At 45.4% G+C, this 15338-nt stretch carries 18 protein-coding genes; 10 read left to right on the forward strand and 8 right to left on the reverse strand.

The features are described from left to right. Window positions 1-164: 164 nt before the first annotated feature. The 3 genes from FHS57_RS05145 (at window position 165) to FHS57_RS31960 (ending at window position 2269) form a co-directional block, all read left to right on the forward strand. Window positions 165-1511, forward strand: coding sequence for an APC family permease (locus FHS57_RS05145; protein WP_183971828.1), 1347 nt, complete (start codon window positions 165-167; stop codon window positions 1509-1511). Between the two features lie 56 nt (window positions 1512-1567). Beyond that, entirely contained in the window at window positions 1568-2041 is a 474-nt protein-coding gene (locus tag FHS57_RS31740; protein WP_229601265.1) for a DUF4926 domain-containing protein, read from the forward strand. Between the two features lie 105 nt (window positions 2042-2146). Next, window positions 2147-2269 (forward strand): hypothetical protein, encoded by a 123-nt coding sequence (locus FHS57_RS31960; protein WP_262889933.1) that lies wholly within the window; start codon window positions 2147-2149, stop codon window positions 2267-2269. A 189-nt stretch (window positions 2270-2458) separates the two neighbouring features. Here FHS57_RS31960 and FHS57_RS05155 read toward each other — a convergent pair whose 3' ends face one another. Further along, the gene (locus FHS57_RS05155; RefSeq protein WP_183971829.1) at window positions 2459-5029 is read right to left on the reverse strand and encodes a beta-N-acetylhexosaminidase; all 2571 of its coding nucleotides are present in this window, start codon (window positions 5027-5029) and stop codon (window positions 2459-2461) included. Between the two features lie 102 nt (window positions 5030-5131). On the opposite strand from FHS57_RS05155, the gene FHS57_RS05160 reads away from it, so the two are divergent. Then, on the forward strand, window positions 5132-5587 hold the full coding sequence (locus FHS57_RS05160; protein WP_229601266.1) for a GNAT family N-acetyltransferase: 456 nt from the start codon (window positions 5132-5134) through the stop codon (window positions 5585-5587). A 73-nt stretch (window positions 5588-5660) separates the two neighbouring features. Here the strand turns inward: FHS57_RS05160 and FHS57_RS05165 are convergent, their stop codons facing one another. After that, a complete protein-coding gene (locus tag FHS57_RS05165; protein WP_183971830.1) occupies window positions 5661-6206 on the reverse strand; it encodes a DinB family protein in 546 nt (181 codons plus the stop codon). A gap of 92 nt (window positions 6207-6298) precedes the next feature. Between FHS57_RS05165 and FHS57_RS05170 the strand changes: the two genes are divergently transcribed. The 5 genes from FHS57_RS05170 to FHS57_RS05190 are packed head-to-tail and all read left to right on the forward strand — an operon-like array spanning window position 6299 to window position 10305. After that, on the forward strand, window positions 6299-6799 hold the full coding sequence (locus FHS57_RS05170) for an Xre family toxin-antitoxin system antitoxin (RefSeq protein WP_183971831.1): 501 nt from the start codon (window positions 6299-6301) through the stop codon (window positions 6797-6799). Beyond that, the gene (locus FHS57_RS05175) at window positions 6799-7284 is read left to right on the forward strand and encodes an RES family NAD+ phosphorylase (RefSeq protein WP_183971832.1); all 486 of its coding nucleotides are present in this window, start codon (window positions 6799-6801) and stop codon (window positions 7282-7284) included. Before FHS57_RS05170 ends, FHS57_RS05175 begins: the two co-directional genes overlap by 1 nt. Window positions 7285-7308: 24 nt before the next feature. Then, the gene (locus FHS57_RS05180; protein WP_183971833.1) at window positions 7309-8166 is read left to right on the forward strand and encodes an Rpn family recombination-promoting nuclease/putative transposase; all 858 of its coding nucleotides are present in this window, start codon (window positions 7309-7311) and stop codon (window positions 8164-8166) included. A 58-nt stretch (window positions 8167-8224) separates the two neighbouring features. Continuing rightward, complete coding sequence (locus FHS57_RS31745; RefSeq protein WP_229601267.1) at window positions 8225-9400, forward strand: OmpA family protein; 1176 nt, start codon at window positions 8225-8227, stop codon at window positions 9398-9400. Beyond that, window positions 9397-10305, forward strand: coding sequence for a YjiK family protein (locus tag FHS57_RS05190; protein WP_183971834.1), 909 nt, complete (start codon window positions 9397-9399; stop codon window positions 10303-10305). The genes FHS57_RS31745 and FHS57_RS05190 overlap by 4 nt, the downstream gene beginning before the upstream one ends. Window positions 10306-10504: 199 nt before the next feature. On the opposite strand, the gene FHS57_RS05195 is transcribed toward FHS57_RS05190, so the two are convergent. Both FHS57_RS05195 and FHS57_RS05200 read right to left on the reverse strand, forming a co-directional pair. Further along, complete coding sequence (locus FHS57_RS05195; RefSeq protein WP_183971835.1) at window positions 10505-10939, reverse strand: VOC family protein; 435 nt, start codon at window positions 10937-10939, stop codon at window positions 10505-10507. A gap of 147 nt (window positions 10940-11086) precedes the next feature. Next, window positions 11087-11374: a hypothetical protein gene (locus FHS57_RS05200; RefSeq protein WP_183971836.1), complete on the reverse strand. Its 288-nt coding sequence runs from the start codon at window positions 11372-11374 to the stop codon at window positions 11087-11089. Window positions 11375-11481: 107 nt separating this feature from the next. Between FHS57_RS05200 and FHS57_RS05205 the strand changes: the two genes are divergently transcribed. Further along, window positions 11482-12234: an acyl-CoA desaturase gene (locus FHS57_RS05205; RefSeq protein ID WP_183971837.1), complete on the forward strand. Its 753-nt coding sequence runs from the start codon at window positions 11482-11484 to the stop codon at window positions 12232-12234. A gap of 73 nt (window positions 12235-12307) precedes the next feature. Here FHS57_RS05205 and folD read toward each other — a convergent pair whose 3' ends face one another. From folD to FHS57_RS05225, 4 genes are all read right to left on the reverse strand, one after another. Further along, window positions 12308-13189: a bifunctional methylenetetrahydrofolate dehydrogenase/methenyltetrahydrofolate cyclohydrolase FolD gene (folD, locus tag FHS57_RS05210; RefSeq protein ID WP_183971838.1), complete on the reverse strand. Its 882-nt coding sequence runs from the start codon at window positions 13187-13189 to the stop codon at window positions 12308-12310. Between the two features lie 103 nt (window positions 13190-13292). Then, on the reverse strand, window positions 13293-13436 hold the full coding sequence (locus FHS57_RS05215) for a hypothetical protein (protein ID WP_221225554.1): 144 nt from the start codon (window positions 13434-13436) through the stop codon (window positions 13293-13295). A 230-nt stretch (window positions 13437-13666) separates the two neighbouring features. Then, a complete protein-coding gene (locus FHS57_RS05220) occupies window positions 13667-14377 on the reverse strand; it encodes an SIR2 family NAD-dependent protein deacylase (protein ID WP_183971840.1) in 711 nt (236 codons plus the stop codon). Next, window positions 14307-15329, reverse strand: a complete 1023-nt coding sequence (locus FHS57_RS05225; RefSeq protein ID WP_183971841.1) for an alpha/beta fold hydrolase — start codon at window positions 15327-15329, stop codon at window positions 14307-14309. The genes FHS57_RS05220 and FHS57_RS05225 overlap by 71 nt, the downstream gene beginning before the upstream one ends. Window positions 15330-15338 lie beyond the last annotated feature (9 nt).

The following is a 15338-nucleotide window of genomic DNA, read 5'->3' on the forward strand; positions in this document are numbered from 1 at the left end:
TCAAAGATAATGATTATTTGTACAGAAGTAGTATCTCACAAATGCCAAAAGACGCCAAAAATTAGGCTTATTGGCCTTTTTTTACCAATTTAGCAACGGCTGCCCACTCCCCTTTTCATCGTTGTATCGACAATAATGAAAGGAATTTCCTAAACCTAATTGAAATGCAATCAACAGACACCCAATCCAAAGACAATCAGCTGCTTAAAATTCTTGGCGTAGGCTTCGGCATTGCCGTCACCATTGGTGGAACCATCGGCACAGGAATTTTGCGAAAACCAGGCCCCATTGCCCAAGCCCTTGGCGACCCGTGGCTCATCATGGGGGTGTGGATACTGGTAAGTGTTTATGCGCTTTTGGGAGTCTTATGTACCATTGAGTTAGGAGTGACTTTCCCAAAAGCAGGGGCTTGGTACGTATATGCGCGGCGGGCTTTTGGAGGATACGCAGGATTTGTGGTGGGGTTCAACAGTTGGCTGGGCACCTCGGCGGCTACGGCCTTTGGGGCATTTACCATGAGCGAATACATCGCTTTACTTCTCCCCTCCACGGCGGGTTATGAAAGCTACATGGCCACGGCCATTCTCATTGGGTTGGGTTTATTGCACTGGGTGGGGCTACGCACCGCCAGCCGTGCCCAAGAAATCATGAGTGTGGCCAAAGCCGTTGGGTTATTTGGCTTTGTGGTGATTTGTTTTGTGTACGGCAACGATGTTTCTACCGACCAAGTCGTCGAAACTACCACCAATGCCGTCGCCAAAGGTTCGATGATTGGGTCGTTGATTTTTGCTTTACAGGCTATTTTTTACACGTTCGACGGCTGGCACACGGCGGCCTATTTTGCCGAAGAGGACGCCGACCCTGCGCGTAACTTACCCAAGTCGATGATTGGAGGGCTGTTGCTCATTGTCGTGATTTATTTATTGGTCAACGCGGCCATTTTATACATTTTACCCATGCCTGCCCTCCAACAATCCAAACTCGCCGCTGCCGACGCCATTACGCTCATTTTTGGGGAACAATCGGGCAAAATAGTGACCTTTTTCTTGATGATTTCGATTTTGGGGATTGTCAATGCGCAAGTGATGTTTAACCCTCGCGTGTTGTATTCGATGAGTCGCGATGGGTTGTTTATTCGCCAAGGAACACGGGTCAATGCAGGAGGTACGCCCAGCATTGCCATGCCGCTGTCGGTCGCGATGGCCATTGTGTTTATTTTGAGCGGAAAAGAAGCCAGTGGCAAACTCTCCGACATTGCTACGTTTTTCTTCGTAATTGGCTATACTTCGGGCTTTGCGTCGCTGTTGTACCTTCGCAAATCCGAACCCAACGTCCCTCGTCCTTGGAAAGTCCCTGGCTTCCCCGTCGTGCCGTGGATTGTGCTCGTTGCTTCGGTGGCATTTCTAGTTGGGGCAGGTTTCCAAGACCCTGGCAGCAGTGTATATGCCGTGGTTTTCTTGGTTTTGAGCTACCCGTTGTATTTGGGAGTGAGGCGGTTGAATGAGAAGTAAAAAGCCTTCAAGATTTTATCTATATTTTCAAAATCGAGTTCGAAACCATTACTTCCATGACTCCGCTTAATGCTAATCGAGCCTTCATTGACGACCGAAAATTGATGGATTATTGTTTATCAGAATCGCATCCCATTGGCAAACACAAAGCTAAGGTATTTAAGTCAGCACTTGGGTTCTCAATTGAGCATTTTCAACAATTGAAAAACGCTATTTTGCAATCTATTTTAAAAAATGAAGCTAATTTCACGGAATCAAACCAGTATGGCGACTTATACGTTGTGGATATTGAGGTAGAAAATCCACCAAAAAAAGACATGGAAACCCTTGAATTATTAGATGTGGTGGTATTGACGGAAGCATTGCCCCACACCAATCTCCGTAAAGGAGAGTTAGGAACTATTGTAGAGGTATTAGACAAAGATGTTTTTTTAGTCGAATTCGCTGATACCAAAGGCGTTACTTACGCCCTGCCTACCCTCGCCGCCCATCAACTGATGAAGGTCTATTTTGAGCCTGCGGGGGTTTAGGGGGGCTGCTAACTACCTTTGATAGATTGACAATACCCCTTCCCACAAAATCGTTTTCGTAGATGAAGATAAGAACCGTTGTAAATTTGTAAAAACATTCTCATCATGGAAACTAAAAAAAATTCAACAAAAGCCGATAAGCATGAAAAAGCTTTACAAGTTTCACGACGATTGGCTGAGCGCTACCGAGAAACCAACAAGATTCTTGAGGCTGTTCCACCTACCTAACCATAAAAAATCTGCCTCGTAATGCTTTTTAATCATTATGATTTCGCTTATTGATCCGCTTCTGGATGTAACCTACTTTAATTCTCTGATTATCAAAAAGGATAACCCTTATAAAGAAGCTATTACCACTGCATTTCAGGATTTAATGGGAGACTTTGATGAAAATAAGTAAAAAATCATTTTCCCCTCCTACGGATTCACCTCTACCGTGCGGCTTGAGCGACCATTGGACGTAAACACCTTCATTTTAATCGTTTTGCTTACGGGTAAAGGCTGGCTATACACCGCACTGGTTGCTGTAGGCTCGGAGCCATCGGTGGTGTATCGAATCGTCAGTCCAGGGAGTTGCACGTTGGCTTTTACTTGGTTGTTTTCAACCACAGCCCCTGCCGTTGGCACCCGATACGCATACCCGCCCGCGCGAAAATCCAAACGAGGAAGCTCGCGTTTGCCGAGTTGATTGGCAAACACTGACCACGCTTTTTGATAGGCTTTATCGTCGTTTTTCTCCGCCCACGTTGGCGACAATGCCCACGCCCGTTCGGCCATTCCAAGTAATTTTGGCAACATCATGTACTCCATCCGTTCGGGCGAATTGACTGTCTCGCTCCACAGCAATCCTTGAATCCCTACAATATTTTGTTTCCCGTAATCCGTCAAGCGTTCCTTCCCATTGAAAATCGAGCGGTCGAGCGGATTGCCCAAGCGGTCTTCTTTTGAATTTTTGAAATAATCGTACGGAATAAACGAAAAGGGCTTGTCAACGTCGGTGTACGCGCCCCAATAATACCCAGGCTCGTCAAACGACTTGTAATAGGCCATGTCAAAATACTGGTGCGTAACGCACGAAAGCACCACTTTGTAGCCCGCATTGGCAAGGCGATAGGCCAAGTCTTCGGCTCCCCAGCCCAACACATTATTCCACACATCCACTTGTACCCCTTTTCCCACAAAATCAGGATTGGGTATGACGTGATTTTTACCGTCGAGCATGGTTTTGCGCATCGCTACTTCTTCCCAACCATAGACATAAAGACCACGTTTTTGGGCAATGTCTATTACTTTTCCGTAAAAATAATACCAAAGGTCGTCGGTTGACTGAATACTCGGATTGTCACGACGCAACTGCTGCACCGCAGGCGATTGCGTCCATACGCCTCCTGGTACCTCATCGCCGCCGTAGTGAATGGTTTCGAGAGGCGCGTTGGCATCACGATACATCGCCACGATTTCGTCGGTTACTTTTTCCAAAAAGCGGTAGGTTGACGGCATGGCCACGTTCATCACGTTATCGTTCCACGACTGTACCGAACGATACACTGAGCGGTCGGCGGGGTCGTGCAGAAGGTATTTTTCAGCTTCTTCTTTTTGCCCTTGAGCCATTTTTTGGGAGTAGCGGGCTTTCATCGCCACCACAGCCGCCCGGGCGTGCCCAGGGGCTTCGATTTCGGGAATGACTTTGATGTGACGCGCGGTGGCATAACGCAGCAATTCCAAGAAATCTTGGCGACTGTAATAGCCCGTACCTGCGTTCTGTGAAGCATCAGGGCCTGAACCAAAAGATGGTTGAAGCAATTTGAGGGGGTCGGTTCCGTGGCCGCGCACGGCGCCAATTTGCGTCAATTCGGGTAACGATGGAATCTCCAAACGCCAACCTTCGTCGTCCGAAAAATGCAAGTGTAGCACGTTGAGTTTGTAGGAAGACATCAAGTCGAGCAACTTCATTACTTGCGCTTTTGAGTGAAAATTCCGAGCGACGTCGAGCATAATCGCACGGTGCCCAAAACGCGGCTGGTCACTGATTTCTACGCCTGTGACCGACAACCTTGACTGCGTTTTTCCCCAAGCCGACGGTGGCAATAACGCCAACAACGACTGTATTCCGTAAAAAGCCCCCGCTCGGTCGCCCGCCGTAATTTCGATTCCACTCGGGTTAACCATCAAACGGTACGCTTCGTTAGGCATGGTTTCTTGTTTAAGTACAATTCCAGTGGTTTGTTTTTCGGTAGAAAACGCCAAAGGCGAACCTAGCATCGACGCAAGTTGGCTACCCAAATAACTCGCCTCATCGCGAAATGCCTCAGGCACAGACAAAACGGTTTGAGGAGTAATGACATACGACCCACCTCGTTCGCGGTATTGTTGTGGACTAGGGAGAATTTTAGGCAATTCTTTTTCGGCAATTTCCTCCGTCGCTTTGTTTTGATTAAAAATCATTTCGGGCGTAATCAACCCCAATTTATCTCCCGCAAAACGCTGGTATTGACGCGGTTGGGTAGAAGGCTTTATGGTATAATCGGTTAGCGGATAGCCGCGTTCGGGCTGTTGTTCCCACACCCAATACAAGCCCGCGGGGGCGTCGGTAAAATTGACTACCCAAGCCGAAGAAATAAACGAAATTGTGGTGGAAGCACCCGCTTTTAGCCCCTGAAACGCCGCCGTAGGCATCAATTGAAACAAATCACCATTGACATGCCGAATGGTAAAATCGGGAGAAACCGTCGTATCTATCGTACGAACGTTATTAAAAAACAAACTCCATCCTGACTTGGGAAGCGCTTTTTTAGACGTATTTGTAAAAGTAAACGAAGTCAACGAAGCCGTTTTACCTTTGTGGTTGTTTTCCACAATTTCCCAGCTAATTTTCAACGACGGAGCGGCCAACTGCGCTTTCAGCGAGGCCGAGCCAAACAGCAAAAGAAAACAGAATAAACGCGCAGCGCTACGGCAAAATAGAAATGAGTTGGTTGTCGGGCCCATTATAAAATAGGTTGAAGAAGTGGTTAGGAACAGAAAAATGAGTTGCAAAAATACAAGAACATTCCAATCCATGTACTTTTATAAAAATTACGTTTGAAACCTATGCCACAATTTTCTACGCCGCTCGTCATTGAAATGGCCGCAGTCACCGATTACGTCGAAATCACCGAGTTGTGGGAAGCTTCGGTACGCGCCACCCATCATTTTTTACCCGAATCTGACATTCTCTACTTCAAACCCCTCATTCTCAACGAATACCTCAAAGCCGTCCATTTAGAATGTATTCGGAGTACCGACGGTGCTATTATGGGTTTTATGGGTGTCCACGGCGATGGACTTGAAATGCTTTTTATTCACCCCGATGCTCGCGGACAAGGATTGGGGTCGTTTTTTGTTCAACACGCCATCCATGAACTAGGCGTAACACGGGTCGATGTCAATGAGCAAAACCCCCAAGCCGTAGGTTTTTACCAGAAAATGGGTTTCCAAATCATTAACCGCTCCGAAACCGATGGCTTGGGCAAACCCTATCCAATTCTTCACCTAAAGCTATCTTGAAAGTGTCGAATGTCGAGTGCAAAATGTCGAACATTTACATATTGGGGGCATTTGTTTCTGAATCATCCTATTTTTATAAATCGACATTCTGCACTTTGCCTTCGACATTCCTACCCACCACCGCCACCGTCACGAGTAGTTGGCCGACGTGCCGTTGGGTGTGCTCGGCAGCGTGAAAAAGAAGTCCCAATACCGTAGAAGGAATTTGAGCACGCCCCACGCCACGACCCTCCAACAATGTAGAAGTATCGGTAGCGCTCAGTTGGGCAAGGGCTTTGTCGATTTGCTGGCTAAAATGCTGAAACAGTTCCTCAAACGACGCTTGACCAGCCTGCGGCTTTCCTTCATTGGCCAGCCATTCGAGTTGCGATGGACTGAGCATTTCGCCTTTCGCGTACGTAAAAAGACGGTCTAATACCCCCGTAAGATGCTGTAAATGAAAGCCTACCGAGGCTACCCCAACGGGTCGTTCCCATAGTTTTTCGTTGGGAAACCCTCCAGCTATTTTTTCCACCTCTTCGCGGGCTTGTAAAAGTGCATGAGCCACGGGTTGTAATAAAGCGGGAATTTCGGGGAGTGGGCCACGTAGCCACACTTCGAGGGTGGATGCAGGTTTCATCGCAGATTGATTGAATTGAAACATCAAATTAAGCGCAAAGAACTTTCTGATACAACCTATTTGTTATATCTTCACAACAAATATGTTGCATAATGGCACACAAAATCAGTAATACTTTGCCATTTAACACTCAAAGAAGTGTAAAAAAGGCATCCGAAGCAGCAACAACTCACCAAAAATGGGTGATTGAATCAGAAGGCAAAAAATATACTTGGAGTAACAAGATGGAACGAGTAGGAATCATCCGACGTGGGATTCCGTACGATAGCATTGAACTCATCAGCAAACGCTTAAATCGCCCCGTAAAGGCCGTGCTCTCCATTGTGGGAATGCCGCAAACCACCTACAACAAGAAAAAAAGCGAACATTCGTTGCTCGACACTCGCGACAGTGAATTAATCGTCCTCATCACTGAGCTGATTGATTTTGGACTGGAAGTATTTAACAATGAGGAAGATAAATTTCAGCGTTGGTTAAAAAAACCTAACCTATCTCTTGGTGGACACACCCCCGAAAGTTTATTAGATACTGTTACAGGAATTGATGAAGTAACTTTTTGCCTCAACCGAATTGAGTTTGGAAATTTTGCCTAATGAAAGTTTATAGGATTGAACGAGAAAAATACTTAAAAACCACTTTGTTAGGTATAGGTGCTTCCATGACCAAAGGCTACCGATGGAATAGTTTGCATACCCGATTGGTATATACTGCCGAAAGTCGTGCCTTGGCGACCTTGGAAGTTTCCGTTCACCTCGATTTGAGCGAGGACTTGCCACTAGATAGATATTACGTCGAAATTGACATTCCCGACGACCTACCTATTTTGGAAGTAATCCTCAACGACTTACCCGACGACTGGAACGCAAAGCCCCCTACCCTCACGACCCAAACAATTGGCGACGATTTTGTATTCGACAGCGAAGCGGCAGTGCTCAAAGTTCCAAGTAGTATTGTCCCGCAAGAATTTAACTATCTCATCAACCCCCACCACCCAGATACGCAACGAATCAGCGTAACCAACACAACTCCAATGGTTTTTGATTCGCGATTTCAGTGGAAGGGGGAGATTCAGAAATAGGGCAAAAATTTAAAAACCAAAACAATGAACAACCGAAATTTAATACGATTTGATTGGGCTATAAAGCGATTGTTGAGGAACAAAGCTGATTACTCTGTACTGGAAGGCTTTCTTTCAGAATTGTTCAAAGAAGATATTGTGATTCAGACTATTCTGGAGAGCGAAAGCAATCAACGCATTGATTCTGATAAGTTTAATCGAGTCGATATACTTATTAAAAATGCCAAAGAAGAGCTAGTGATTGTAGAAATCCAGAACCAAAATGAATACGATTATTTTCATCGAATGGCTTACGGCACCTCCAAAGTGATTACTGATTATATTTCTGTCGGGGAACCTTACAAAAACATCAAAAAAGTTTATTCCATCAATATCGTCTATTTTGATCTAGGCCAAGGTAACGACTACGTCTATCATGGGAAAACCGACTTTCTAGGCATTCATACTTCTGACAGATTAAGGCTTTCGGACAAACAAATTGAAATTCTTGGAAAAATAGAACCATACCAAATTTTTCCCGAGTATTACGTTTTAAAAGTAAATCAGTTCAATAACGTGGCCAAAGATTCACTAGATGAATGGATTTATTACTTTAAAAACAACGAAATCAAAGACGAATTTAAAGCCAAAGGAATCTCGAAAGCCAAAGAACTCTGGAGAGTTGATAACCTTAATGAAGAAGAACGCCTCAACTACCATAAACACATCGAAAATCTAAGGTATGAAGCTAGTATGTTGTGGACGATGCAAATAGACGAAGAAGAAAGGGTTCGCAAAGACGAGAAAAAAGCAATTGCCCGCGAATTAAAACATAATGGCCTCCCCATTGAAATCATTCTAAAATCAACAGGGCTGACCCAAGAGGAGATAGAAAGGCTCTGAAAAGTCTGAATCAATTTCACTACTTTTGGCATAGTATTCACCCTTTCCACTCTAGCCCATGCGTTTCACTATCCTGTGTTTATGGTGTATTGTTGCGTTGCTGTCGAGCGTGCAAGCTCAGAGGACTGCCGTTTATCGTTTTGAAAACTCGTTTGAAGAAGAATCGGGCAAGCTCCCGAAACTCAAGGTGTTGGGTCAAGAAGGCACATTTCAAAACGAAAAACTTCCCGAACTCAAAAACCTCCAACGTACCGTTTATGTATTCGACCGAAACTGTGGTTTACAGTTTGACAACCGTGCCGCCAATGGTTTCCTGAGCGGTTCATATACCATTGAGATTTACTTCCGATTTACCTCCTTAGACAGCTGGAAACGAGTCATTGATTTTAAAAATCGTAAATCTGACAATGGCTGCTATATTTTCTACGGCAAACTCAATTTTTACAATTTCGCGACCGGAACCAAAGCCCCCGTCAACCCCAACGAATATACCCACTACGTGGTAGCGCGGGATGCCAGAACGAACCAGCTTAAAATGTACGTGGACGGGGAGTCGAAAGTTGAATTTACTGACCGTTTTTCCCAAGGCATCATCGACGAAGACGGTATGCTCAACTTTTTCTTTGATGACCTTATCGTCAAAGACGAAGCCAGTGACGGAGCTGTAGCAATGATTAAATTGTACGACTACGTGGTTGACCCTGCTAGCATCAAGCGTGATTTTCAACTACTTGAAGAAAAAATCAGCCAGCCTTTGGTGGTAAATACCCCTACTCCCGTTGCCCCCCAGCCCGTGGTTTCTCCGCCTCTACCCAAGGAAGTCCCCAAAGAAAATACGCCTGAACCTCCCAAAAACTATACTTCATTAGACAACAAAAACGTTTCTGTTGGGAAAGCGATTGTATTGCAGAACCTGCGTTTTGCCCAAAGCAAGCCCGAATTACTGCCTGAGTCGAATGCGGAATTGGAGAATTTGTTCAAATTTATGCAAGAACACCCAACGGCCAATATCGAGCTCCAAGGCCATACCGACAACCGAGGGGATTTTGATTTAAACCTAGCCCTTTCTCGTCAGCGGGTGGAAGTAGTGAAGGCTTTTTTGGTTAAAAAAGGCATTTCCCCCAGTCGAATTACGGGCAAAGGCTTTGGTTCCAGTAGGCCAATTGCCAATAACAACCGCGAAGAAACTCGTCAGCTCAACCGCCGCGTGGAGCTGATTATTACAAAACTTTGAAAACAATTGCCGTGAATAAACTTTGTTATTTGGTAAGTATCTGCGCCTTTTTAGTAGTATCGTGTGAAAAACCGACCCCAACTCCTGGTGAACCTACGGAGTTGTCTGAGAATTTTTCAGGAACCCCGACCGCTCATGCTGTTTCTCCCGCCGATGAACTTGACGAGGCTTCAGGCTTGGCCGACAGTAAAAAACAAGCTGGTTTTCTCTGGACGCACGAAGATGCTGGCTCGCCTGACCGCATTTATCTACTTGACCGTCAAGGTAAAATTGTGGCAAATTATACCACTCCTTTTATCAATTATGACTGGGAAGACATGGCCGTTGGCCCAGGCCCCGATGCCAATGAGTCGTACATTTATCTGGCTGATATTGGAGATAACTCCAACGTTCGGGACATCAAACAAATCTACCGTTTTCCAGAGCCTAGCACGTTAACCTCTAAAATTACCAATTTTGATTGGATTCGTTTTCGCTTTCCCGACGGGGCTTATGACTCCGAAACGCTGTTGCTTGACCCTTTGACAAAAGACATTTACGTCGTCACCAAATGGCTCACCAACGCCCGTGTGTATCGCTTGGCTTACCCTCAATCTACGACGGAAGTTATCACTGCCGAAAAAGTGGGAGAAATGACCGTCGGAGCTGATTTGACAGGCGGTGCAATTTCAACGATTGGTACTGAAGTTATCGTTCGAGGCTATACTGCCATTTATTATTGGAAACGCAAAGCCACCGAAACTGTAGGCGAAGTGCTGCTTCGCGCCCCTACCAAAAGCTTGCCGTATATCTTTGAGCCTCAAGGCGAAGCAGTTTGTTTTGACTTAAACAACAAAGGTTATTTTACCCTCAGCGAGCGACGAAATGTTCCGTCAGTTAACTTGTATTTTTATGCGAGGAAGTAACAGATAAACTTAAACGCAGGTTGCTCACAACCTGCGGCACATTATGCGAGGAAATAAGCTGTAACGTGCTTCATATTTCGTTGAATTTGTTTCAGGTTTCTCAAAACCTGAAACAAATTCAACGAAATATGAAGCACACTTGGCGCTCAATCGGGTTGTAAGCAACCCTCTGCACTCGATATTCTACCTTCGACACTCGTTAAGGTTTCCACTCGTTGAGTTCGACCAAATACCCATCGGGATCAGGAACGTAGATTTGAATGACTCCGTCAAAACGTGTTTGTTTGTGAAAAGGGAGTTTTAGGCGAGTTAGGTACGCTTCTGCTTTTTCCATGGAAGCCACAAAAATCGCAAAATGACTACCATTTCGGTCGTTGACTACGGGCTGTGTACGTCCAGCCAACAGGTGAATTTGTTGGTCAGTGCCAATTTTAAACCACGCCCGAATCGCCTTTAAATTGTCAGGCACTTCAATGCGTTCCAATTGCAACACTTCCCCATAAAACTTCGCACTCGCCTGCAAATCGGCCACTTGAAGTGCGATGTGGTTGTGTTTGACAATCCCTATTTTATCTTGAGAAAACCCTGAGAAAGATGCCGACAACAACAGCAAAACAAAAAAGAAAGACTTCATAGGAAAAAGAATAGTAAAAAGTGGGTCAATAGATTCTGTTCTCCAAAAGTATTTTTTTACTTGCATTTACCTACAACGTCGCGTCTTCTGGTTGTGAGCAACCAGAAACACATTCGACACTCTCCCTTCTACCCTCGACATTCAAAATCACAGCCACATTTTTACCAATTCTTCCCATTCTTGTTCCAACGAATACGAAGGCATTTCGGCACGGGCACGGCGGTACCAGTAGCCTGCGTTCCATTGGTCGCCTTCTTTGCGGTGCAAATACGCGTGCAAGCGGTCGTAGTCGCGCGTGCCTTCACGCGACTGAGCTATATCGTGTGCTTCATCCCACTGCCCTTTGGCGTCGTACCATAGAGCTTTTACTAAAATAGGACAATCCGACGATGGCCCTGAGAGCGAGAGACTTTGTTTAAAATCGTTAAATGTCATTTTCTATGATGTTTTAAAAAACAAAGAAACCTGATTTTTCTCATCTTTTCTTCCAAACCCGACCGATACTTTTGTGGTAGTATAGTCACAATTCATTTTCTCCGTTTATGTATATTCTTGTTTTTTTTGTAGCCCACTGGTATTTGTCTCTTTTGATGCAAACCTTCTTCTTGCACCGTTATGCCGCCCATAAAATGTTCACAATGAGCCCGTTTTGGGAAAAATTCTTTTACACACTTACCTTTATTTTTCAAGGTTCTTCGTTTTTGAGTCCGTACGCGTATGGGGTAATGCACCGCCTTCACCACGCCTATGCCGACACCGAAGAAGACCCTCATTCGCCGAGTTTTTCGTCGAGTCTTTTTGATATGATGTGGAAAACCAAGAATTATTACAACAACATTTTACACCGCGAGGACCAAATTCCTGCCAAGTTTAAAAAGGATGTTCCTCACTGGCAGTTTATGGAGCGCCTCGGGGATTATTGGATTATTCGTATTGGTTGGGGAGTCTTGTACACGCTATTTTACATCAAATTTGCGACGGCTTGGTGGATGTTTTTGCTGTTGCCCATTCACTTTTTGATGGGGCCTGTGCACGGAGTTATCATCAACTGGTACGCGCACAAGTACGGTTATACCAATTTCAAAGTAAACGATACGGCCAAAAACCTGCTTCCATTCGACTTTTTGATGATGGGAGAATCGTATCACAACAACCACCACAAATTGGGTGGAAGGGCCAATTTTGGCGTAAAATGGCATGAGTTTGACCCTACCTATCCGTTCATTTTATTCCTGAACGCAACGGGTATCATCAAACTCAAGCGTAATAACGATTTGAATTATATGCCTAGCTAGGTAAAGTTATTGGTTATCTGTTAACCGTTATTCGTATTGATGGCAAATAATAGTTAACGGATAACCAAATCCCCTATTTAAAAATAGCCTTCTTCGAGGCTAAAAGCGTGTTCGTCATCAAGCCACAGATGGTCATGAGTCCTACTCCTCCTGGGACAGGGGTAATGTAGCTTGATTTGGGCGCTACTTCGTCAAACTTAACGTCACCTTTAATGGCAAACCCGCTTTTTTTGGATTCGTCCACCACGCGGGTGATACCCACGTCAATCACAACCGCGCCTTCTTTTACGTAGTCAGCGGTGATAAACTCGGGGCGTCCTAAGGCCGCAATCAAGATGTCGGCACTCTGGCAAACCTCTTTTAAGTTGTGCGTACGGCTGTGACAAATCGTCACGGTAGCGTTGCCTGGGGCGGTATTTCGTTGCATCAAAATACTCATCGGAAGCCCCACAATCTGGCTACGTCCTACTACTACGCAATGCTTGCCAGCGGTGTCGATGTTGTAGCGTTTTAGCATTTCCAAAATCCCAAACGGGGTAGCCGAAATGTACGCAGGCAAGCCTTTGCACATACGACCCACGTTGATGGGGTGAAAGCCGTCCACGTCTTTTTCAGGGGCTACTGCTTCCATCACGGTGTTTTCAGAAATGTGAGAAGGAAGCGGCAACTGTACGATAAAACCGTCGATGTCTGCGTCGTTGTTGAGAGCTTCGATGTGTGATAGAACCTCCGCTTCTGAAGTAGTGTCGGGCAAACGCACAAGCGTTGACTTAAACCCAACTTCTTCGCAGCTTTTGATTTTTGACGCTACGTAGGTTTCGCTTGCGCCGTTGTTTCCTACCAAAATCGCCGCCAAATGAGGCGTTTTTCCGCCTTCCGCTTTGATTTTATCCACTTCTACTTTGATTTCGGCTTTTACCTGCGCCGACAGGGCCTTACCGTCTAAAAGTTGCATTTTGTATAATTGATAATTCTTTTGCAGATTTTATACCTCCGATTTATTTGAGGTAAGAGCGTAAAAATCGAAAATCTGATTCAAAACGCTCTAATAAAGGATTTTATAGAGATGTAATGGAGAAAGGTTTGACAAATTTGATTCCATCTTCGCTAGCAGCCCTTTCCATGCCTTTGGCTTGAATTATCTTCTTGTCAGTCAAAATTTTTCGGGCAGTACTTTTTAATGTCTTTCGTTCGGCTTTCATTCTCTGTTCAGTTATCACAAATTTCTCCAGTTTTGTAACATCTGCATAATACAAAACATTCATTCGCATTGCTTTTGCTCATTCCCAAAGGGTGTACGAATAAATGCAGGATTGGGTAGTATTTCTTTTAAAACACATAGTAAACAATAGATTTGTGTGCTATGTGAAAATTCTATGTGGCCTATGTGTTTAACTTTGCATAGTCACCTGCAAAGTTTCATACCCCCTTCCTAAACGTACTCCCTCAACAACGTCTCTTTCAACAGCTCCATACCCACCGTTGCTTTTTCGGGAATAAACGTGACGTACTTGGTACTCCCAGCCAACTCTGGCGTTTTGGGGTCAACCACAAAAATCGGCACACGGGGACGAACGTAGTACACCAAGCCCGCCGCAGGATATACCACCAACGACGTACCAACCACCACAAAAATATCTGCTTGCTCAGTCAGTTCAACGGCGGGTTCCATCATAGGCACTTCTTCATGAAACCACACGATATTGGGTCGTAGTTGGCTTCCAAGCTCGCATTTATCGCCCAAGTTCAGCTCCCACCCTTTCATATCATACACCAAACGGGGGTTTTTCGTACTGCGCGATTGAAACAACTCTCCGTGTAAGTGGAGCACTTTGGTTGAACCTGCTTTTTCGTGCAAATTATCGACGTTTTGGGTAATAATCTGAACGTCAAAATGTTGCTCTAATTCAGCCAAAATCAAATGAGCCGCATTTGGCTCGACGGAAAGCGCCTGTTTGCGGCGTTCGTTGTAAAAATCAAGTACTAACTGCGGGTTTTTGCGCCAGCCCTCGGGCGTGGCCACGTCCTCAATGCTATAGCCCTCCCACAATCCATCCGAATCGCGAAAGGTTTTAATACCGCTTTCGGCGCTGATACCCGCGCCTGACAGGACGACTAACTTTTTTTTGGGCGACGATGACATTCGTTTCGGGGATAAATGATTGTAAGAACGTATTTACTTTTGCGTAAAACACCGCAGGATTGTCCAACCAAGGAAAGTGATGCGCTCGGTCAATCACCGCAATAGAGGCCGCAGGCAGCGCTTTTTTCCAATAATTCACCAATCCACTGAGATTAAAGCGTTGTCGCGACAATACCACCATGACGGGGATTCCGCGCTGACGAATGCTGGTAACACAATCAAACGGATTAGGAACAAATTTACTACTTACCCTGCTCTTTACGTCGATATTCTGAATTTTTTCGTACAAAAACCCTGCCGCTATGGGCTCGTGAAGGGTATCGTGTACGTAAGTGGCGGCCTGAAAACCCATGATGGCTTTGGCGCGTGCCACCGAATCGGGCGAAATTGTCTGAAGATGCTGTTGTAGTTTTTCAAATCGCCGATTGATGACTTCTTGCGACAGCATTCCCGAAAAACCGTAGTCCTCGTGCGTGTCAAAATACACATCTGAGCTATTGGGTAAGGTTGTCATCGACACGGGATTCACAAGAATAAGCTGCCCCAAATGCGAACCCGCTTGCGACGCGTACGCACAGGCAATTTTAGCCCCAAAACCGTGCGCCATCACCGACCATTTCGGGATACGCAATACCATTCGGAGGGCTTCAATGTCGGCCACGGCTTTGTTGAAATTGACCGTAGAATCACTAATGTATGGAAAACGGCTTTTGCCCGTTGCGCGCGGGTCGTAGAAGACAACACGGTTGGTTTCCGATAGCTTTTGGACGAGTTCTTTTAAGTAGCTCGAAGAATTTCCCACGTCACTAACGACGAGAACGGGATTGCCACTTCCTACTATTTTGAAGTACAAATTAGCACCGCTGTTACAGATAGCCCACCCTTCGTTTTGGGCCCTACTCTCCAACACCACCAACAAAAACGCGATTATAAAGGGTAAAGCTTTTCTCATGCGGCCCTT

Origin of the sequence: Runella defluvii, assembly GCF_014195535.1 — a bacterium.
Lineage (GTDB): Bacteria > Bacteroidota > Bacteroidia > Cytophagales > Spirosomataceae > Runella > Runella defluvii.